The following is an 18,519-nucleotide window of genomic DNA, read 5'->3' on the forward strand; positions in this document are numbered from 1 at the left end:
CCTACTCTTTTTCTTGCTTTTCTTCAGGACGATTGACTTTATAGAGTTGGCGAGCCCAACGAAGCCGGACAGAATTCTGTCTGGATGTGACTAGTAGGTCTGCAAAATCTTGAGCGAGCATTCCGTAGTCAAGCGGAATATCTTTTGCGCGCATTAGTTGAATAAGGCCTCTGGCGTGATATGCAATCTCAGCGAAAGTAGACGCAGTGCCTAAGGCGTGGAAACGTCGCATTACTGGCGAGTCTTGGTCGTCTCGGCTTCCTGCGTCTATTAGCTTGCGAATGGCTTGGCCAAGACCCACTCGAGAGACATGACGGGCGCTTTTTGCAGATTGCATGTGCAGCGAAAACAGCGCTAATGCTGTATGAGCAGCCAGCTCCCATCTGTTGGGCTCATCACTTTTTCCGATTAGGTTTTCAGGGAAATCTTCGAAAACGATTTGCCAGGTTTCAGGATCTGAGCCCACAGGCTTGTTAATGCTCTTTCGAAGAGCTGCCAATTTAGCTTTTGCCTTAGGGTTTTGTTTCAGATAGTTAGCTTGAAGCTGCTGGGCTTTGCTAGAGACAAAATTTCTGAGATTCGAGTGATTGCTCGGAGAAAAGGTGTGTAGCGATTCTCTTGTCTCAGATTTATCTTTTTCTTGTGTTTCCATTAGGCATTTACCTCCTGGGTTTTGCTAGAGCGGGGAAGAGCTTTCTGTAAAGCGTGTTGGAACCAAACCTCTGCTTGGCCAGTGGAATAGACCCTCGTCGTATTGTTTTGGGTTACTGATCTGCCAACCCAAGCTTCTGGGCCGGCGTTTTCTACTAACTGCGTAGCTAAATCACGAATTAGTTGGTAAACCTTAGAAGTCCAGGCTGCTAGCTGCTCGTTAACATCTTCAGAAGGGGAAAAATCAGCCAACCAATTTCTGAAGGGGGCGTCTAGCTCCGAAAAGCCAAGCGAACGCGCTTTACCGCTAGCCGATTCCGGATCTCCGCCTGCAGCGGTAGCCAAATTTCCGCCGAGGCGGCCAACTATTCTGGCTGCTTCTGCAGCTCTTTCAGCAGCAAGGTAAACCGCTTCTTTTGCTCGAGTGCTTTCCGAAGAAGCTAGCAGCACGTTGAATGCTAACTCGTCACTAAATATCTCGTCCCATGAAGCACTCTGAGGGCCATAGACAACCCCAACGGTTTTGATCTTCGTGATTTGAGTTCTGGGCAGAATATCATCCAGGGCCAGATCAGCCGACCATTCTATTACCGGGCAGTTCTTGAAATCATTGTTGCTTGAGTCCGCTTTAGAAGTAGGAAGCAAAGCGTTAATTCCTCGCCACAGAGTCTCTGATGGATCGAACTGGCGCGGCATATAAACGTCTTGACCGAACTTCTTGCTTTGGGGAGCGCTTAGCCTCCAACCACACATAACTTCGTTGCTGTCTTGGGACTGATAGGCGATCGGATCACCATTGCAAATCAAAATTTCTGATACGTCACCGGCTGAATTCTGAAAGAGCCGTATTCTTCGCTGTGGTCAGGTAAATAGTGCCACCGGGCCATGAGCCTGAGCATCTTCGCGTTGCGCAGAGGTAAGCGGAGGCTCTTCCCAGATCGGGACGTCCCGTTCGTCATGCTCACGAGCGAAGACAAGATTGAGGAGCAGAGTTTCTCGCAAATTGCTTCCTGTGACGACGATTCCACCTAGCCAGCCAGCCCAACCAATTCCGATCGGATAGCCTTTTCCGCCTTTAACTCTGCCGTCGCCGACAGCTCCGGTTTTGATGCCGGAAATATCATATGCGTGGCAATGAGCCAGCCAACGTGCAGCCTCAGCCGGCGTTATGCTCTCATAGTCCCTACGCATCGAAAATAGCCCGCCTTCAATTGGGCAATCTGGAATTAGCAAATCAACTGGCTTTGTGCTGCCACTTGTGCTTTCTAGATCCGCAACCTGAAGCCATGGCCGGGCGTCGTCAAAAAGATAAAATCGGTCGTACCATTTGTCTAAGTATTCGCTAATTTCATCTACTGGCAGATCAGACCTCTCCCAGATTTCTCCCCATTCCTCTGTCGGGGAATCATGGTCTTCAGCGTCAAAAACCCTGTAGAGCACAGCCAGAAGGATTCTTAATATAGCGAAATCTTGGGAAGGTAACTCGCCAGCCAGACACTCGAACTGGTGGGCACGTTGAAAAAGCTCACGCATAGAGACCGTTTTCTGAGCGCCATCAACATCTTTGACGAGGATCCAGGGCTGATCAATCACATTGAATCTGGATTCATTCATCTCTATCCACTTTCACGGTTGCTCCTATCTAACTTGCTTCATGTCTACTAGGTTGGTGCTGTTGACGGAGAGTGAGCCCAACGGGCGCTATTGCCGTCAAACAACTTGGTATCTACAGTCTTGCTGTCGGCACTGACATTTTTTGAACGGATCAGTCGGTTTAGGAAATATTTTTTAAGATTCTTCAATTTTTTCGACGACCAATCCAACATCTCTGCTGTACCGGAGCAGGTAGTTGCCCACTTGTTTAGTCAGATCGCTGTTGAGAACCAATGGCAACAGACCTCTAAGCCAATATGAACTTTGCCAACACGGGATGCCATCTTTTTCAAGCTCTGAAATAACCAAATCTCCTAGTTTTCCTTTAGCGAGCCAGGCGGGCAGCCGAAGAGAGCACTGGGCTATGTGTTTTGCAAAGTCATCATCCAAGCCGACGCCTAGATCGACAGGCTCGTCTGCGTGCTTGTCTAGCCAGTCCAAAGTTCTAATAACGCCATCGGAATCTCGCACCACAGCTATTACTTCGATTGAGTCGGAAATATCTCTCACCGCTTTTGCGAATGCATTCTCGTTGGCATCTTTTTTAGCTTTTGACCAGCCATCCAGGCTGGTCGCCTTTATGGCTGGCTTAGGCACCAATCCTGTCTCTGCTCGTGCAACAGCGGCAGACATTTCTTTTCTCCTTATGGACTCGGCCTCAGCCCACATATCCTCCCAGCCACACGGTGCCACCAAATCATCCGAATAAGCCCGCTCAACCAGTAATGGCACATCTGAGGGGCTGGTCAAAGTTTTTGAGCTTTCTAGATGATGGTGCAGAGTTGAAAGCGTGCGCAAGAGAAGCGACTCGCCGTAGACTATCGCAGAGCCTTTCTCCAGTTCCGGTGGTTGTTCACTGGCTTCTTCCAATCCTGGAATGAGCAGGCGAGGGGAGCGCATGCGTTCTGGTCGATCTGAAGACAATCGATCGTGTCTATGGAGCCGACCGATTCGTTGAATCAAAGAATCAATAGGCGCAAGGTCGCTGATCATCAGATCAAAATCCAGGTCTAAAGACTGCTCAATTACCTGGGTAGCTACCACTACGAGTCTTCGCGGGCGACTTCCCTTTGGGCCAAGAAGATTGACCAGCTTCGCTTCACGTTCTAGACGATCAGTTGCTATAAAACGAGAGTGCAGCAAGACGACTTCGGGGCCAAGCGTTTCTCTCAGCAGGCCAAAAGTTTTCTGTGCACGTCCTACTGTGTTGTGAATTACCGCGACGCAGCCGCCAGCCTTCGTCTCTTCAATAACTTTTGCGGCTAGTTCTTCGGGTTCAATTCCCAAAAATTCGATAGCGGTCGAACTGCTTCTGCCTGAAGGAGGAGCTACTCTAGGGGCTAGCTCTGCTTCAGCGACTGATATTAAGGGGTAACCGCTGACAGAAAATGCTGATTGTTTTACGTTCTCTATTTCTTCTTTTGAATCATGTCTGCCCTGCTGGTAAGCGCTGAGCATTTCAGCCCTACGTTTGGGGGGCAGGGTAGCCGATAGAGCGATGACAGGAACTCCGAGAGCACCCAACCACTTCAATGTGCTGTCAAGATATACCTGCATGTATTCGTCAGCAGCATGTACTTCGTCGAGTATGACTACCTTGCTAGCAAGGCCGAGAAGTCTTAACACTACGTGCTTTGAACTCAAGGAAGCCATCAAAACCTGGTCGATAGTGCCCACAACGAAATCTGCAAGGATAGATTTCTTTCGACCGCTAAGCCACCAGTGAGCTTCCAAAGCGTCGTCTTTGTTCTCACCGATTGCTCGAAGATTCCAACTCTTCAAATCTGAAAATTCATCATTGAATTGGGCCTTGCCGTGCATGAGGTTAACAGAGGCTGTGTCCTCATTGGGAACAGAGTGTTGAAGCCATTTGATTGTTCGAGAAAACATTGCATTCGAGGTTGCTTGGGTCGGCAGTCCGATAAACACCCCACTAGAGCCAAAACGCTGGGCAAAGATTTCAGCGGCAGCAAATGCCAGCTCGGTCTTGCCCTCACCTGTAGGAGCCTCAACGATCATTAGCGAAGGACGTTGAATCTCACGGGCAACACGCATTACTTCTTTTTGGACGGGGCGAGGCGCGGCGCCCTTTGGTAGCTCGAATCTGTTAATGAAAAGTTCTTCATCATTACTGGTTACCATCGGAAGCCAGGGGAGAGGAAGCTCGAGTTTATTGAATGCATCGAGCGCTCTTTCCTGAGCAGTGCTTGAAGAATGATATGAAAACAAGTCTGCGTTGGAAGCTATCCAGTCGCAGATGATCACAAAGGCGGTGAGGATGATTTGGCAGGGTTGACTCAAGCCGACTTCTGTGATCATTTTTAGCTCGTCATCGGTAAGTCCCGAAGCTACCTGGAGATCCTCGAGTAAGGCCTCCCTGGCTTGCTGCCAGATCGGTTCTGACCCAGTTCCTATTGATCCTGGATCAGCTTCGCGTAAAGCAGACTTATCCTGAAAATTTCCGTGGTGACCGCCAGAAATGCATGCAATGGTTCGTATTCTGGGTGCTGATGAAGACGGGAACTTCTTTTCGAGCCAGGCAGAAGTAGCTGTTTGAGAAATCAGGGAGTGCCGGTAGAAGCGCCTTTCTTTTTCGCTCAGCGGGTTCGTGTATAGAAAGCCTGCCGATTCCATTTTTGCTCGCAAAGGCTCAACTTGAATCGAAAATGCGGGCGACAGTTTTCCAACATCGTGGGAAGAGGCCAGAAAAACAGCCAGTTTTCTAGCTAGTTGATTAGCGTCATTAGAAACTTCATTTGTGGACAGCCATTCCTCGAGCGTGCGCTTGCATGATTCGGAAAGGTAGTGCTCCCAGTACAGCTCGGCTACCGCTCCGGTGTCTTCGCAGTGAGTTATCAGTGGCATCGAGTCGCCGGTGAAACGATCTGATTTAGCCCAGGCTGAAGCGTATATGGGTTCTTGCAGTTGGGACATCGGTGTGCGCCTGTCTTGTTAAGCGTTTATTGGCATTAACAATAAAACTTTACCTATTTGAACGGGCCTACCGTGGATAAAGAGTCCCGCCGGAGCGAGGAACACTTAAGTAAGTTGAAGATGAATCAACAAAACAACGGGGATCATCCCCACATATAGGTATCTGAATTATCTCAGCTTGGCGGCAGATATAAAAAGAGGGATCCGCGCGGATCCCTCTTTTTTCGTAGCGGGGGCAGGATTTGAACCTGCGACCTCCGGGTTATGAGCCCGGCGAGCTACCGAACTGCTCCACCCCGCGGCGTCTGATCAACTATAAGGCATGTTTTATAAAATGCAAAATTGAAGCGCAGTGAGAATTCTCTGTATAACCTAACGTTGTTAGGCGCTAAACTATCCCAAGACTACAATCACCTGGTGGTCGGTGTAATACGCGATGAGCGTTTGGAGGATCATGTTTCGCAAAGCTTTGGTGTGCCTGGTCGCATTGCTCCTAGTCTTAAGTGGGTGTGGCTCTAATTCCAACGTTGCCCCACAAGACAGGGTTCTTATAGTCGGCACCCATACCACACCAAGCACGTTGGACTTATCGGCAAATGATGCTGCCGCTATCTCTGAGGCGCTCCTATATAACGTTTACCAAACCCTCGTACGTACAGATGATCAGGGACAACTACAGAAGCTCTTAGCAAGCGACTACCAGATCTCTAGCGATCGCAAGACTTACACCTTCACGCTACGCCCCGGGGCAAAGTTCTCTAGCGGCGCTCCAGTTAATGCTGAAGCGGTAGTGAAGTCGATCAACTACATAATCAACGACGAGAATACTTCTAAAACACGTAAGAAAGAGATGGCAGTAGTCGATTCTGTCGAGGCTAAAGACTCAGACACTGTTGAGTTCAAGTTGAAGCGTCCAAGCAACTTCTGGCTGTACAGCATGGCTGGCCCCGCCGGCGTGATTTATGACCCTGCGGCGCTTGACTCTGGCGACTTGGCAACACAGCCGGTCGGATCTGGGCCCTACAAACTTGATACTTGGCTGCAGGGCGAAGAAATCAGGCTCATCCGTGATCCTGGATATTGGGGTACCCCAGCTCGTGTTGCCGGCGTCAACTTCAAATATTTTGCCGACCCGAATGCTATGAACAATGCGATGGCATCAGGCAGCATCGACATCATCCGCAATGTAACTGCTCCGCAGGCTCTCGGACAGTTCGAAAAAAACGACCAGTACAAGGTGCTAGAGGGCTACACCAATGGCGAGGTTGTTCTTGGAATGAACCAGCAGCGTGAGCTGCTCAAAGACCTTAGAGTCCGTCAGGCAATCAACTACGCCATTGACAGGCAGGCTCTACTGGACGCGGTTTGGGCAGGAAAAGGAACGCTGATCGGTTCCATGGTTCCACCGTTCGAGCCTTGGTTCGAGGATCTTTCCGATGCCTATCCTTACAACCCAGAAAAGGCTAAAGAACTTCTGGCCGAAGCTGGATACGGTGACGGCTTGACTCTTACCATGCGCGTACCGACACTGCCGTATGCCACTGACTCTGCCGCTTACATCTCCAGCGTTCTTTCCCAGGTCGGTATCACGCTGAACATCGAACAGCTAGAGTTTCCAGCGCGCTGGATCGATGAGGTTATGGTCAAGTCGAACTACGATCTGACCATCGTTTCGCACGTGGAACCGCGAGATATCGTGCGTTTCGCGACCCCCGACTACTACTGGCATTTCGATAACGAAGAACTACGTCAAGTCATGGCACAGGCCGATCAGTCTCCAGAGCCAGAGCAGATTGAACTTTTGAAGAAGGCCGCAAGGATAATTTCCGACCAAGCTGGCGCCGATTTCCTTTGGCTGCTGCCCAACTTGGTCGTCACCAAGCCGGAAATTGTTGGGATCAGCTCAAACGCAACTAATCTCAGCTTCGATCTGACGAACGTGGCGATCAACGAGTAACTCATGTCTGCGCAAACCGCGAAAGCCACCTGGGGCTCTAGGCTCAGGCTGCTAGGAATAAAAATCCTTTCTTTGTTCGTCAGCCTGGTAGCGGCATCTTTAGTTGTCTTTTTACTTGTCAACCTGCTCCCGGGTGACGTCGCGGGAGTCATCCTCGGCCAAAACGCTGATCCAACTTCCGTTGCAGCCTTGCGTGAGACGATGAATCTAGATCAGCCTTGGCCGGCACGTTATCTGGCATGGGTAGGAGGCCTACTCCAAGGCGATTTGGGGTCTTCGATCTTCACTAGCCAACCTATTTCCATGCAGCTCGGCAGAAGGCTGGGCGTGACTTTCAGCCTCGTCATTCTAGGAATGCTTTTTGCTGTTGGCATTTCGCTGCCGTTAGGGGCGTATGCCGCGGCGAGAAGAAACAAGGTCACTGGTGTTGCGGTTTCAATACTCAGCCAGCTCGGAATGGCAGTGCCAGCTTTCCTTGCCGGTCTGTTGCTCGTCATCGTGTTTGCGGTATGGCTCGGCTGGCTGCCAGCAAACGGGTACATAGAGTTCAGAACGAACCCGCTTATGTGGGCGAGGAATCTCGTTCTGCCGGTCGCATCCTTGGCTATGGTTCAAGGGGCAATTCTCACTAGATACACTCGATCGGCATTCGTTGAGGTACTCAATCAGGACTACTTTCGGACGGCACGCGCTGTCGGATGGAGGTTTCGCCCGGCCATCATCCGGCATGGCATCCGAAATGCCAGTCTTCAGGTGATCACAGTGCTAGGGCTCCAGCTAGCTAGCCTGCTTGTTGGCTCGATCGTTGTGGAACGAGTTTTCAGCCTTCCGGGACTCGGTAGCTATCTGATCGCTGCCGTGGGGCAGAGAGACCTGCCTGTTGTGCAATCTGTCGTGATGATCCTCGTTGCGCTGGTTCTAATTATTAACACGGTGGTCGACATCATCTACCACCTGCTAGATCCCCGACTAAAAGCAGCCGAGGGGGTAGAGCGGTGAAAAGGGCAAACTTATATATCGGCGCTGTATTGGTAGGCATCGTGATTTTGCTCGGCATAATCTCGTTTTTCTGGATGCCGTTTGATCCTACCCAGGTCTCGACAGACCGATTGCAGCTTCCGAGCGCTCAGCACCTGTTCGGAACCGACGACTTTGGTCGAGACATCTTCTCCAGGATCTTGTCTGGCGCAGGCATATGCCTGCTGGTCGGAATCGTCTCTGTAGGAATTGGCGCCATCATCGGAGTTCCGATGGGCATGATCGCTGCTGTTAAAGGCGGTCTATTCGAACGATTTGTCATGCGAGTTGCGGACATCATGTACGCCTTTCCTGCGATACTCTTGGCGATTTTGCTTGCAGCCGCGAGAGGATCTGGCTCAACCTGGACGGCAATGGTGGCGATTGGCGTAGCGTCGATTCCTGCTTTCGCTAGGGTTTCTCGCGCATCGACTCTCCAAGTGCTTAACCAGGACTACATGGTTGCTTCTAGGGCCTGCGGAACGCCTAGGTACGTCTCGATCTTTACACACGTTCTGCCCAACGTTGCTCCTACGATTATGGTTCAGGGGTCCGTCAGCTTCGCACTGGCGATTCTTGCTGAGGCAGCTTTGAGCTATCTGGGCTTGGGCGCGTCCCCAGACCACCCGACATGGGGCCTGATGCTATTTGATGCGCAGAAGTCCATCCTGGTTGAACCAAACCTTGCGCTATGGCCCGCGATGTTTATCGCAATTACAGTTCTCGGCTTTAACCTGCTTGGAGACGGCCTGCGTGAGATTCTCGACCCTCGTCTTCGGGAGCAGGGACAGTGATGGTAAGCAAGAACTTATTAGAAGTCAGGAATCTTCGAGTTAGCTTCAAAGGCAAAGAAGCGGTTCGAGGTATCGATTTAGAAATTAGGCCTGGTCAGCGAGTCGGCCTAATTGGAGAGTCAGGATCCGGAAAGTCTGTCACAGCCCTTGCCTTGATGAAGCTGCTGCCTCCTAACGCAACAATCGAGGGCTCCATAAAACTAGCTGACGTAGAGCTCTCGAATCGAAATGATGCGCAGATGTCTTCGATCAGGGGCAGCAAAATCGGCATGATTTTCCAGGAGCCCATGACCGCGCTAGACCCCACTATGCAGGTTGGGCGGCAGGTGGCAGAGGCTCTTTTGCTCCACTCTGAGCGACAAGGTAAATCATCTGATCGTGTTTGTCAGATGCTGGAGCAGGTCGGACTTCCTGACCCACAGAGAATCGCTAAGAGCTACCCGCATCAGCTTTCCGGTGGGCAGCGGCAGCGAGTCCTAATCGCAATGGCGTTAATTAATGCTCCTTCGCTTCTTATCTGTGACGAACCCACCACTGCGCTGGATGTGACCGTGCAGGATAAAGTCTTAAAATTGCTAGATAAAGAACTTGCTAAGGTTAACGCCGCATGCTTATTCATCAGCCACGATTTGGCGGTAGTCTCGCAGATCTGTGAATACCTCATGGTCATGTACAAGGGTGAAATCGTGGAAAGCGGACGAAGGACAAAAATCCTGAATGATCCTCAACACCCTTACACAAAGGGGCTGCTGGCCGCAGCTAACTTCGTTAGCGCCAATCCTGGACAGCCATTAAGAGTTCTGGATGATTTTTGGAGCGGAAATGATCTATAGGGCTCGTGGCCTGCGAAAAATTTACAAGCACGGCAAGAATGAAGTTACCGCTGTCGACGACGTTAGCTTAGAAATCGCTGCTGGCGAACGCCTTGGAATAGTAGGGGAATCAGGTTCCGGCAAATCCACACTGATCAGAATGCTCGCGGGACTAAGCAAACCCACTTCCGGCGAAATCTTTCTTGATGATGAAAGGATAACCGGCAAAAAAGAGCGCGAGCTGGCTCCGATGAGGGCAAGAGTCCAAGTCGTATTCCAGGATCCGCGCAGCTCGCTTGATCCGCGAATGAAAATTCGCAAAATCGTCACAGAGGCACTTAGGTCCCCGTGGGTTAAGGGGAGGCTGGGAATCACCGATGATCCTGATGCGCGCTGTGCACAAGTGCTAGAACAAGTAGAGCTCGATCCAGCAGATGCAGACAAATACCCACACGAATTTAGCGGTGGACAGCGCCAACGAATAGCTATAGCACGAGCGCTGGCATCACATCCGGACGTCCTTATCGCTGACGAGGCGGTTTCAGCGCTGGACGTTTCCGTGCGGGCTCAAGTGCTCAACCTTTTGAACCGCATTGCTGACCAGGAGAACCTTACACTGCTATTCGTCAGCCACGACTTAGCGGTTGTCAGATACCTTTGCGACAGGGTCATAGTAATGCGAAACGGCAAGATCGTAGAGTCAGGCGATACCTCGAAAGTCCTTTACGAGCCGGAGGCAGAATACACGAAGAATTTGCTCTCAGCTATCCCACGTTTGAGAGTCGATTAGCGACTGAGAGTTTTCTTACTAGAATCTCATGTCATGAAGGCTTTACTTTTAGAGAACATCGATAAAACCGCAGTTGACGCTTTCGAAGCCGCCGGATTTGAAGTCGACTACCGCAAAGGCGCCTTAGAAGGTGACGAATTAATTCAGGCTCTTCAGGATGTGAACGTCGTCGGTGTTCGATCCAGGACTAACCTGACGGCAGATGTCATCGAGCAGATGCCAGAGCAACTGGTGGCCATCGGAGCCTTCAGCATTGGCACTAATCAGATTGCTTTGGACGCGGCCGCCAAGCGTGGAATCGTGTGCTTCAACGCTCCATATTCCAACACTCGCTCTGTCGTCGAACTCGCGATGGGTGAAATCGTAGTTATGGCCCGCAGGCTCTTCGACAAGAGCCAACAGATGCACAACGGTGTCTGGCAGAAGTCCGCCGACGGCAGCCATGAGGTTCGTGGCCGCACGCTCGGCATCATCGGCTACGGAAATATTGGTTCGCAGCTATCTATCCTGGCTGAGTCTTTCGGTATGAACGTCAACTTCTACGATGTAGCCGACAAACTCGCCCTAGGAAACGCTCACCGCTGCGATAGCCTAGAAGAACTGCTCAGCATCAGCGAGACCGTCTCTATCCACGTCGATGGTCGAAACGAGAACCACGACATTTTCGGTGAAAAAGAATTCGCCCTAATGCCGGAGCGTTCGCTATTCCTCAACCTCTCGCGAGGATTCGTCGTAGACGAGGAAGCTCTAGCCGAGAACCTGCGCTCAGGACATATCGCAGGCGCAGCTGTCGACGTCTACCACAACGAGCCCAAGAAGAGCGGAGACCCATTCACTAACCCGCTTCAAGGCATTCCAAATGTGATTCTGACTCCGCACGTTGGTGGATCTACTCGCGAAGCACAGTCTGACATTGGTGGCTACGTTTCCGGAAAGCTAATCGACTACGTCAGGACGGGTAACACCTCCATGAGCGTTAATATGCCTGAGGTTCAGGTTCAGCCCATTTCTGGCCACCGGATTCTGCACATCCACCACAACGTGCCGGGCGTTATGGCGGATCTTAACTCGATCCTCAGCAACCACAACGCTAACATTGCTTACCAGGCGCTATCGACCATCGGCGAGGTCGGATTCGTAGTGATGGACATTACAGCCAGCACTCCTGGGCTAACCAAAGAATTAGCCCAGGTTCCTCACACCATCAGGGTTAGGGAAGTTAGCTAGTTGGACGCAGACGATCCAGCATCTCTCGGTGAAGCATCCCGTTCGTAGCAAGTGCCCCCGGGCCAAACGGACCATCTTCACCGTCGATGCTGGTGAACCTGCCTCCAGCCTCACGGACAATTACGTCTAGTGCCGCCATATCGTGCAGGGAAAGTTCTGGCTCACAGGCGATGTCCACGACGCCTTCGGCGACAAGCATGTAGCTCCAGAAGTCTCCGAAAGCGCGGGTCCTGCCTGCGTCCCTTAGCACGTCTACAAATCCTTGGCCGCGGCCGGATGAGATCCACCCGTGCAGTGAGGAGTAAGAAACAAACGCATCCGACAAGCTAGAAATGCCGGAAACGTGTATTCTTTCGGCCTTCATCAGCGAACGGCCGGTCCACGCGCCTAGGCCCTCGCCGGCCCACCAGCGTTTTCCTAGCATTGGTGCGGAAACCAGACCAACCTTCATTTCTCCTTCGACTTCGAGACCAATCAGCGTAGCCCAGACGGGTACGCCTCGAACGAAGTTGGCCGTTCCATCAATAGGATCTATGATCCAACGGCGAGGCCCGTAGCCGGTATCTTCGAATTCTTCTCCGTGCACTGCATCTCTTGGACGGGTGCTCGAAATCATCGAGCGTATGGTTTTTTCGACGCTACGGTCAGCATCGGTAACTTCTGTGTGATCCGGCTTCGTCTCGATTTTGAGATCTTGGGCGCGGAAGCGTTCTTCGGTGATCGCATCAGCGCTATCTGCAAGCAGATGAGCGAGGCGAATATCTTCAGTGTAGTCAGCCACGAATCCAGGCTAGCTGCCCGGAACGTCATTTGCCTGCAACGCCTCGAGGATCCTGCGTAATGATACGAGCCTATTTTCGTCTATGGCCTCGTCCTGTAGCGCTTTGTCTAGTCCGCACTCGCTTTCGCCTGTTTCGTGTGTACAGCCACGAGGGCAAAGATCCAAGTATTCGGCTAGTCCGCTGAATGCGGCCAGGACTGATTCGGGGGTAACGTGTGATAACCCGAAACTACGTACCCCAGGGGTGTCTATTACCCAACCTTCCGAATCGGGAAGCCTGAGCGCTTGTGCAGAAGTGGAGGTGTGCCTGCCACGACCTGTGTTCTCATTAACGCTTCCAGTCTGACGATTAGCGTTTGGCACAATCCGATTTATTAGGGTCGATTTTCCTACGCCTGAATGGCCAATGAATACAGTTACGTGACCGGCAAGCGCTTCGAGAAGTTCGTCGATTTCCACATCCGGCCCAACTACGAAGATAGTCAGGTCTAGGGGAGCGTAAGTATCAATCAGATGCTGTGGGCTGGCTAGATCCGCCTTGGTCAGACACAGTATCGGCTTCATTCCAGCGTCGTAAGCGGAAACCAGAATTCGATCAATCATTCCCTCTCGTGGCGGGGGATCCGCCAGCGCGGTAACGATCAGTAGCTGGTCGGCGTTGGCGACGATTGGCCGTTCCAGGGGGCTATCGTCATCTGCTGTCCTGCGTAATACTGTTTGTCTTGGGACGATCTCGACAATTCGGGCGAGCGTACCAACTTTCCCAGAAGTATCGCCAACAACCCGAGCCTTGTCTCCAACGATTACTCCCTTACGGCCTAGCTGCCTTGCCTTAGTGGCAATGACCAGGTTCCCGGTGGATTCCATCACGCACTGGTAACGACCGCGATCGATCGTGATGACCCTGCCTATCTCTGCATCAGAGTAATCTGGTCTGACCTTTGTCCTGGGCCTGCTACGTTTTTTTGGCCTACCAAAGTTGAAGTCGTCGACGTCTAAATCGCGAATATTGCGGCCGGCATATTTCCGGCTCATTCGGCATTCACCATTTTTGTCCAGCGCTCGACAAAATCTGGCATTGTCTTAGAGGCAGCCTTGGGATCTTCCACCTCGAGGTTTGAGCACTTTAAGGCTAACAGGGCGCCAAGGTGAACCATTCGATGGTCGGCATAGGTTTTGAAGGGGCGGCGTGGGCTCAAAGACCCATGCGATCCGATTCCCTCGATTTGAATTCCATCTGCTAGTTCGGACGCTGTGACGCCAATGGCGTTGAGTTCGTCGACTATCGCTTCGATGCGGTTTGTTTCGTGACCTCTGATATGCCCGACACCAGTGATCCTCGTCGTTCCATTACAAAAGACTGCCAGCGCGGCGACAACCGGAGTCAGTTCACTAGCAGAGCTCATATCTAGATCTACGCCAGACAAATCTTCGGAAGACCAAGCGCTAAGCCCGTCTTTTGTCAGTTCGCTGTGAGCCCCAACTTTATCGAGCACGCCTCGGATCAGGTCTCCGGGCTGCGTAGTTTTGCTCGGCCATGCGGGAACCGTGACGCGACCACCGGTAATCACTCCGGCAAGCAAGAACGCGGCCGCATTCGATAGGTCTGGTTCGATGCGTTGGTCCAGGCTGGAAATAGTGCCGGGTTCAACCGTCCAAGTCATGCCGGAGTTTGACACTCTTACGCCTCGTTGGGTGAGCATTGAGACGCTCATCTCTATATGAGGCAGCGATGGCACAGAATCACCAACATGATGGAGAACTAGCCCATTGGGGAACCGAGCCGCGCTTAGCAAAAGCCCAGAAATGAATTGGCTCGAACCAGAAGAGTCGATGCGAACCTCTCGGCCGGTAAGTCCATCGGGCGCGGAAATGCTAAAGGGGACATGTTCGCTGGAACAGGATGCTCCTAGCTGCCTGAGCCCATCGAGTAGGGGAGCGATAGGCCGCTCGCTCATCTTGGGATCTCCGAAGAAGCTGCACTCGCCACCAGAAAGAGCCGCAAGCGGTGGCAGGAATCTAGCCACCGTTCCGGCTAATCCACAATAAATTTTGGCAGGAACGAAATGTTCGGGAGGAGTGACTACCACTTCGTCGTGGTCTAGCTGGATGCGAACTCCGAGGTGCCTTAGGCCAGCGATCATCAATTCTGTATCGCGGGCCTCAAGAACACCTGAAAGTCTACTTGGTCCATCGCCTAATGCACCGAGAACTAATGCACGATTCGATTCTGATTTTGAGCCGGGCACTGGGCATACGGCATTGATCGTCGCCACGGGCGTGGGCGCGGGCCAAACTTCAAGCACTAAATTACCTTTAAATTATTTAAAAGACTTGCGTGTCTTGTTTAGCTTCTTTTCGGCCTTTTTGGCTGCCTTCTTAGCCTTACGATTTACCTTATCGGCCTTACGGTCTAAAGCCTTGCCTGCTTCTTTGCGAGCCTGTTCTGCCCGCCAAGAGAGCGAAGGCTTTCCGTTCCGGTCACGAGTTGCAACGATCGCAGCGCCCAACAAAGACAGCGGAACAAGAGAACTGCCCTCTTCGTCCCTAGCGTTTAGTGCCTTTGGTACTGCGGAAATAGCAAGCAAGAGAGCGCCAAAGCGACGTCCTAAACCAAGCGTGTACAGAGCGCCACCAGCTACCTGCATGCAGCCGAAAATCCTAGACCAGGTTTTGGGGTCTTCCGGGAGCGCGTCGGAAGCACCTTCGGGAAGAACTCGCTGAACTAGCGGAACTATGCGGTCGGTGGTTGTCTCTACTCGCTCAGCGCCCTTGTCGGGGCTGGTTATCATTCCTACGCCATCAGCGACGAAGTACGAAGAGAAAAGTGCGCGTCCAAAGAATCTAAGCAGTGCCATGAGTCTTTTCTACCAGGTTTATCAAACCGAGATTCGGTTGAGTCAAATAAAACTGATTTAGTCCAGCCCAAGGAATAGATCTAATAATTCGTTGTTGTAAATAGTATGAAGTCAGCAAATGTTCTCGCGCAAAGCTCAAGTTCTTTGCCGGGCTATGCCGTTAGACCGCTTGCTGAGCGTCAGAGTAAGAAGATATACGCTAATTCGGCGAGCGATATTGAGTCTAAACCGCTAATCTCTGATGTGATGGTCACTTCTACTACAGATTCGACTTCAGATGCTGAGTCGACTACGCAACCGGATTTACGTAAGAACGAAACCGAGGAAGAGCGTCGCGAACGGTTCGAAAGAGACGCCCTCGAGTACGTAGATCTGCTCTATGCAGCTGCCTTGCGCATGACCCGAAATCCTGCAGACGCCGAAGACGTGGTCCAGGATACTTACGCAAAGGCGTACGCTTCCTTCCATCAGTTCAAGCCTGGAACCAACCTACGCGCTTGGCTCTATCGGATTCTGACGAACTCGTACATCAACACTTACCGAAAGGCTAAACGTCGTCCTCAGATAAGCGATGCCGAGAACGTCGAGGACTGGCAGATAGCCAGGGCGGCTTCGCATACTTCGGATGGTCTTCCTTCTGCAGAGCTTGAGGCTCTTGGTCGAATGCCAGACCAGGAGATTCTAGATGCCTTAGAGACGCTTACCCCGGAATTCAGGGAAGTCGTCCTGTTAGCAGACGTCGAAGGGTTTGCGTATAAAGAGATTGCCGAGATCATGGATACTCCAATCGGTACTGTCATGTCTCGTCTGAATCGCGCTAGAAAGCAGCTACGTGTCCTCTTGGCAGATAGAGCAGCAGAGATGGGAATCGGTAGAACAGATACCGATAAATCTGGCGGGGAGGATAAATAAACATGTCTGAGCCGCAAAAGACGAATCGTTTCGAGTCAAACCAGGATTTAGAGTGCGGACTGGCGCTCAGCAAGGTTTATGCATTTTTACACGGTGAATTGACCGAAGAAACGGCAGACCAGGTCCGTCAACATCTCATGAACTGTGAGAATTGTATGGACTACTTCGACGTTGAAGCGTTGATCTCCAGCATGCTTAGGAAATGCTGCCGAGAGGTCCATGCGCCTAAGACGCTGCGCGCAAAATTATCCGTGCTGCATGTGACGTGGAGTGCGGGACAATAAAAAATAGGGTTAGAGTCCTTGAACACTTAATGTTCGGACCCTAACCCTTTATTAGTTAACCGTTAGGCCTTTTGCCGTGGTTAGCAGAGTTCTTGCGACGAGACTTGCGTTTGCGTCCTCGTTTGCTCATGGTTGCCTCCAAAGCGCTAGTTGTTAAGTTTTTGCTTCGGCTCACGAGTATAACCGACGCATCGAACCGATTCTGCCACCCGTTTCCTCGTCGACCAAATATTTTGCATATAATCCCTCGCCAGGTGGGATTTGAAGGCATTTATAACTAGCATGGCCCCATGTCTTCAATGTCGCAGCTGCTGGAAAAACACTCGAATCTTTCTAAAGATAATCACGATTGGCTGGTCAGCCTCGTAGAGCATTGGCATCTGTTAGCCGACACCAGCTTTTCTGACCTCGTTTTGTGGGTGCCGGACGCCGAAGACGACAACATCTTCTGGGCAGTAGCTCATATCAGGCCGACTACCGGCCCTACCGCGATCGAGGAGGAGGTCGTCGGTGATGAGATCAACTACGATCCCGAATCTCCAGTCACTACCGCGTATTTCAGCCAGGAGATTTATCGCACCAGCGAGCACTCGATGGATGCAGGAATACCTGTAGATACATGCGGAATTCCTATCATTCGTAACGGGCGAGTTATCGGTGTTGTAGAGCGAAACACGAACCAGATGGGTGTTCGCGCACCCGGCGCCCTTGAAGACGCATACTTAGAAATTGCAAAAATTCTTGAGGAAATGCTTTATAGGGGCGAGTACCCGGTTTGCGACTCCAGCGAGGATTATTACCCGCCTATGGCGGGAGACGGGATGACGCTTCTTTCTGACATAGGTTTTGTCTTATACGCCAACCCAACAGCCGTTTCCGCCTGGCGTAGGTTAGGGATTCTTCAGGACCTGATGGGCGATAATCTCGAAGATCTATTGAGCAGAGTCGACGAGCTGCACAGTGGTCGGGATTCTGCTGAAGAGCCCTGGAAGCTTGGCTTGAAGCAACTTGCGAGCTTCGAATTGGAAACAGCTAACACAGCTTTACAGATTCAGGTTGTACCGCTGAAGACAGAGGAGAAAGAAAGGACGCTGGTTCTTTGCCGCGACGTCACAGAGGTTCGCGAACGCGATCGCGAATTAGTGACTAAGGACGCGATCATCCGTGAGATTCATCACAGGGTTAAGAATAATCTCCAGACGGTCGCGGCTCTTCTTCGGATGCAGTCACGCAGGCTGGATAGCGAATCTTCCAGGGAAGCAATGCGTGATGCGATGAGGCGGGTCGAATCGATCGCAACCGTTCACGAGATCTTGTCTCAAAGTTTCGATGAAGTGGTTAATTTTGACGAAGTGGCAGACAGAATTCTTTCGATGGTCGGCGATGTTGCCGCCTCTGATGGACTGGTGTCTACAAGGCGCGACGGCACGTTCGGGATGGTGCCTGCCGAAGTAGCCACCTCTTTGAGCCTCGCTGTGACGGAACTTTGTCAGAACGGTGTTGAACATGGGCTCGACTCAGGAAGTGGGGAGCTACTTCTGAAACCGAACCGAAAAGATAACCAGTTAGTCGTAGAGGTGATCGACAATGGCGCTGGACTGCCCGAAAACTTCGACATTAACAACACCAATTCTTTAGGGCTGTCGATAGTAATGACGCTGATTCAAGATCTAGGCGGGGAGTTCATGTTGGTCGATTCGGGGGAGGAGTCACCGTTCAAACACGGCGCGACGGCCCGAATAATTATTCCAATCAATCACAAAAAAATCGATCTTGGATAAGTGGCGGAAGAATTTGAATAACGACGAATTATTTTGGGAAGGGTAACCTATCTAGGAACAAAATTCCA

The 18,519-nt window shown here is 51.5% G+C and carries 16 protein-coding genes, 1 tRNA gene and 1 pseudogene; 9 read left to right on the forward strand and 9 right to left on the reverse strand.

Annotated elements, in window-relative coordinates:
• Position 1: 1 nt before the first annotated feature.
• From casB to HMPREF1255_RS01635, 4 genes and pseudogenes are all read right to left on the reverse strand, one after another.
• The gene (casB, locus tag HMPREF1255_RS01620) at positions 2-652 is read right to left on the reverse strand and encodes a type I-E CRISPR-associated protein Cse2/CasB (RefSeq protein WP_016456254.1); all 651 of its coding nucleotides are present in this window, start codon (positions 650-652) and stop codon (positions 2-4) included.
• Positions 652-2,265 (reverse strand): annotated as a pseudogene (gene casA, locus HMPREF1255_RS10020) (type I-E CRISPR-associated protein Cse1/CasA). Before casA ends, casB begins: the two are co-directional and overlap by 1 nt.
• A 174-nt stretch (positions 2,266-2,439) precedes the next feature.
• Complete coding sequence (locus HMPREF1255_RS01630; RefSeq protein ID WP_024110945.1) at positions 2,440-5,238, reverse strand: CRISPR-associated helicase/endonuclease Cas3; 2,799 nt, start codon at positions 5,236-5,238, stop codon at positions 2,440-2,442.
• A 227-nt stretch (positions 5,239-5,465) separates the two neighbouring features.
• A tRNA-Met gene (locus HMPREF1255_RS01635) sits at positions 5,466-5,539 on the reverse strand.
• A gap of 153 nt (positions 5,540-5,692) precedes the next feature.
• Between HMPREF1255_RS01635 and HMPREF1255_RS01640 the strand changes: the two genes are divergently transcribed.
• From HMPREF1255_RS01640 to serA, 6 genes are read left to right on the forward strand one after another with little or no spacing between them, the layout of a single operon-like run.
• The gene (locus tag HMPREF1255_RS01640; protein WP_036916722.1) at positions 5,693-7,195 is read left to right on the forward strand and encodes an ABC transporter substrate-binding protein; all 1,503 of its coding nucleotides are present in this window, start codon (positions 5,693-5,695) and stop codon (positions 7,193-7,195) included.
• A 3-nt stretch (positions 7,196-7,198) separates the two neighbouring features.
• Positions 7,199-8,194, forward strand: a complete 996-nt coding sequence (locus tag HMPREF1255_RS01645) for an ABC transporter permease (RefSeq protein ID WP_024110637.1) — start codon at positions 7,199-7,201, stop codon at positions 8,192-8,194.
• On the forward strand, positions 8,191-9,006 hold the full coding sequence (locus HMPREF1255_RS01650) for an ABC transporter permease (RefSeq protein ID WP_024110947.1): 816 nt from the start codon (positions 8,191-8,193) through the stop codon (positions 9,004-9,006). The genes HMPREF1255_RS01645 and HMPREF1255_RS01650 overlap by 4 nt, the downstream gene beginning before the upstream one ends.
• Positions 9,006-9,839 carry an ABC transporter ATP-binding protein gene (locus tag HMPREF1255_RS01655; protein WP_016456248.1) on the forward strand — a complete coding sequence of 278 codons (834 nt, stop codon included), beginning with the start codon at positions 9,006-9,008 and terminating at the stop codon, positions 9,837-9,839. The genes HMPREF1255_RS01650 and HMPREF1255_RS01655 overlap by 1 nt, the downstream gene beginning before the upstream one ends.
• Positions 9,811-10,608: an ABC transporter ATP-binding protein gene (locus tag HMPREF1255_RS01660; RefSeq protein ID WP_024110536.1), complete on the forward strand. Its 798-nt coding sequence runs from the start codon at positions 9,811-9,813 to the stop codon at positions 10,606-10,608. Before HMPREF1255_RS01655 ends, HMPREF1255_RS01660 begins: the two co-directional genes overlap by 29 nt.
• A gap of 3 nt (positions 10,609-10,611) precedes the next feature.
• Complete coding sequence (gene serA, locus HMPREF1255_RS01665; protein WP_255325099.1) at positions 10,612-11,835, forward strand: phosphoglycerate dehydrogenase; 1,224 nt, start codon at positions 10,612-10,614, stop codon at positions 11,833-11,835.
• Here serA and HMPREF1255_RS01670 read toward each other — a convergent pair.
• From HMPREF1255_RS01670 to HMPREF1255_RS01685, 4 genes are read right to left on the reverse strand one after another with little or no spacing between them, the layout of a single operon-like run.
• Positions 11,828-12,616 (reverse strand): inositol monophosphatase family protein, encoded by a 789-nt coding sequence (locus HMPREF1255_RS01670; protein ID WP_016456245.1) that lies wholly within the window; start codon positions 12,614-12,616, stop codon positions 11,828-11,830. The genes serA and HMPREF1255_RS01670 overlap by 8 nt on opposite strands.
• Positions 12,617-12,625: 9 nt before the next feature.
• Positions 12,626-13,651: a ribosome small subunit-dependent GTPase A gene (gene rsgA, locus HMPREF1255_RS01675; protein ID WP_024110544.1), complete on the reverse strand. Its 1,026-nt coding sequence runs from the start codon at positions 13,649-13,651 to the stop codon at positions 12,626-12,628.
• Positions 13,648-14,922: a 3-phosphoshikimate 1-carboxyvinyltransferase gene (gene aroA / locus HMPREF1255_RS01680; protein WP_024110548.1), complete on the reverse strand. Its 1,275-nt coding sequence runs from the start codon at positions 14,920-14,922 to the stop codon at positions 13,648-13,650. Before aroA ends, rsgA begins: the two co-directional genes overlap by 4 nt.
• 15 nt (positions 14,923-14,937) lie before the next feature.
• Positions 14,938-15,474: a DoxX family membrane protein gene (locus HMPREF1255_RS01685; RefSeq protein WP_024110728.1), complete on the reverse strand. Its 537-nt coding sequence runs from the start codon at positions 15,472-15,474 to the stop codon at positions 14,938-14,940.
• Positions 15,475-15,579: 105 nt separating this feature from the next.
• Between HMPREF1255_RS01685 and HMPREF1255_RS01690 the strand changes: the two genes are divergently transcribed.
• Positions 15,580-16,386, forward strand: coding sequence for a sigma-70 family RNA polymerase sigma factor (locus HMPREF1255_RS01690; RefSeq protein ID WP_024110682.1), 807 nt, complete (start codon positions 15,580-15,582; stop codon positions 16,384-16,386).
• A gap of 2 nt (positions 16,387-16,388) precedes the next feature.
• The gene (gene rsrA, locus HMPREF1255_RS01695) at positions 16,389-16,670 is read left to right on the forward strand and encodes a mycothiol system anti-sigma-R factor (RefSeq protein WP_024110844.1); all 282 of its coding nucleotides are present in this window, start codon (positions 16,389-16,391) and stop codon (positions 16,668-16,670) included.
• Between the two features lie 55 nt (positions 16,671-16,725).
• On the opposite strand, the gene HMPREF1255_RS10140 is transcribed toward rsrA, so the two are convergent.
• Positions 16,726-16,800 (reverse strand): 50S ribosomal protein bL37, encoded by a 75-nt coding sequence (locus HMPREF1255_RS10140; protein ID WP_369793279.1) that lies wholly within the window; start codon positions 16,798-16,800, stop codon positions 16,726-16,728.
• Between the two features lie 160 nt (positions 16,801-16,960).
• On the opposite strand from HMPREF1255_RS10140, the gene HMPREF1255_RS01700 reads away from it, so the two are divergent.
• On the forward strand, positions 16,961-18,451 hold the full coding sequence (locus HMPREF1255_RS01700; RefSeq protein ID WP_024110697.1) for a sensor histidine kinase: 1,491 nt from the start codon (positions 16,961-16,963) through the stop codon (positions 18,449-18,451).
• Positions 18,452-18,519: the final 68 nt, after the last annotated feature.

The organism is Propionimicrobium sp. BV2F7, assembly GCF_000510445.1.
In the GTDB taxonomy this organism is placed as follows: Bacteria; Actinomycetota; Actinomycetes; order Propionibacteriales; family Propionibacteriaceae; genus Propionimicrobium; species Propionimicrobium lymphophilum.

What these genes read in the sequence shown, in the direction of transcription:
- rsgA (WP_024110544.1), bottom strand. Translation starts at nt 13,651, where the DNA reads ATGAGCCGGAAATATGCCGGCCGCAATATTCGCGATTTAGACGTCGAC.
- HMPREF1255_RS01655 (WP_016456248.1), top strand. Translation starts at nt 9,006, where the DNA reads ATGGTAAGCAAGAACTTATTAGAAGTCAGGAATCTTCGAGTTAGCTTC.
- HMPREF1255_RS01640 (WP_036916722.1), top strand. Translation starts at nt 5,693, where the DNA reads ATGTTTCGCAAAGCTTTGGTGTGCCTGGTCGCATTGCTCCTAGTCTTA.
- HMPREF1255_RS01685 (WP_024110728.1), bottom strand. Translation starts at nt 15,474, where the DNA reads ATGGCACTGCTTAGATTCTTTGGACGCGCACTTTTCTCTTCGTACTTC.
- HMPREF1255_RS01700 (WP_024110697.1), top strand. Translation starts at nt 16,961, where the DNA reads ATGTCTTCAATGTCGCAGCTGCTGGAAAAACACTCGAATCTTTCTAAA.
- HMPREF1255_RS01630 (WP_024110945.1), bottom strand. Translation starts at nt 5,238, where the DNA reads ATGTCCCAACTGCAAGAACCCATATACGCTTCAGCCTGGGCTAAATCA.
- HMPREF1255_RS01645 (WP_024110637.1), top strand. Translation starts at nt 7,199, where the DNA reads ATGTCTGCGCAAACCGCGAAAGCCACCTGGGGCTCTAGGCTCAGGCTG.
- casB (WP_016456254.1), bottom strand. Translation starts at nt 652, where the DNA reads ATGGAAACACAAGAAAAAGATAAATCTGAGACAAGAGAATCGCTACAC.
- HMPREF1255_RS01660 (WP_024110536.1), top strand. Translation starts at nt 9,811, where the DNA reads ATGATTTTTGGAGCGGAAATGATCTATAGGGCTCGTGGCCTGCGAAAA.
- rsrA (WP_024110844.1), top strand. Translation starts at nt 16,389, where the DNA reads ATGTCTGAGCCGCAAAAGACGAATCGTTTCGAGTCAAACCAGGATTTA.
- HMPREF1255_RS01690 (WP_024110682.1), top strand. Translation starts at nt 15,580, where the DNA reads ATGAAGTCAGCAAATGTTCTCGCGCAAAGCTCAAGTTCTTTGCCGGGC.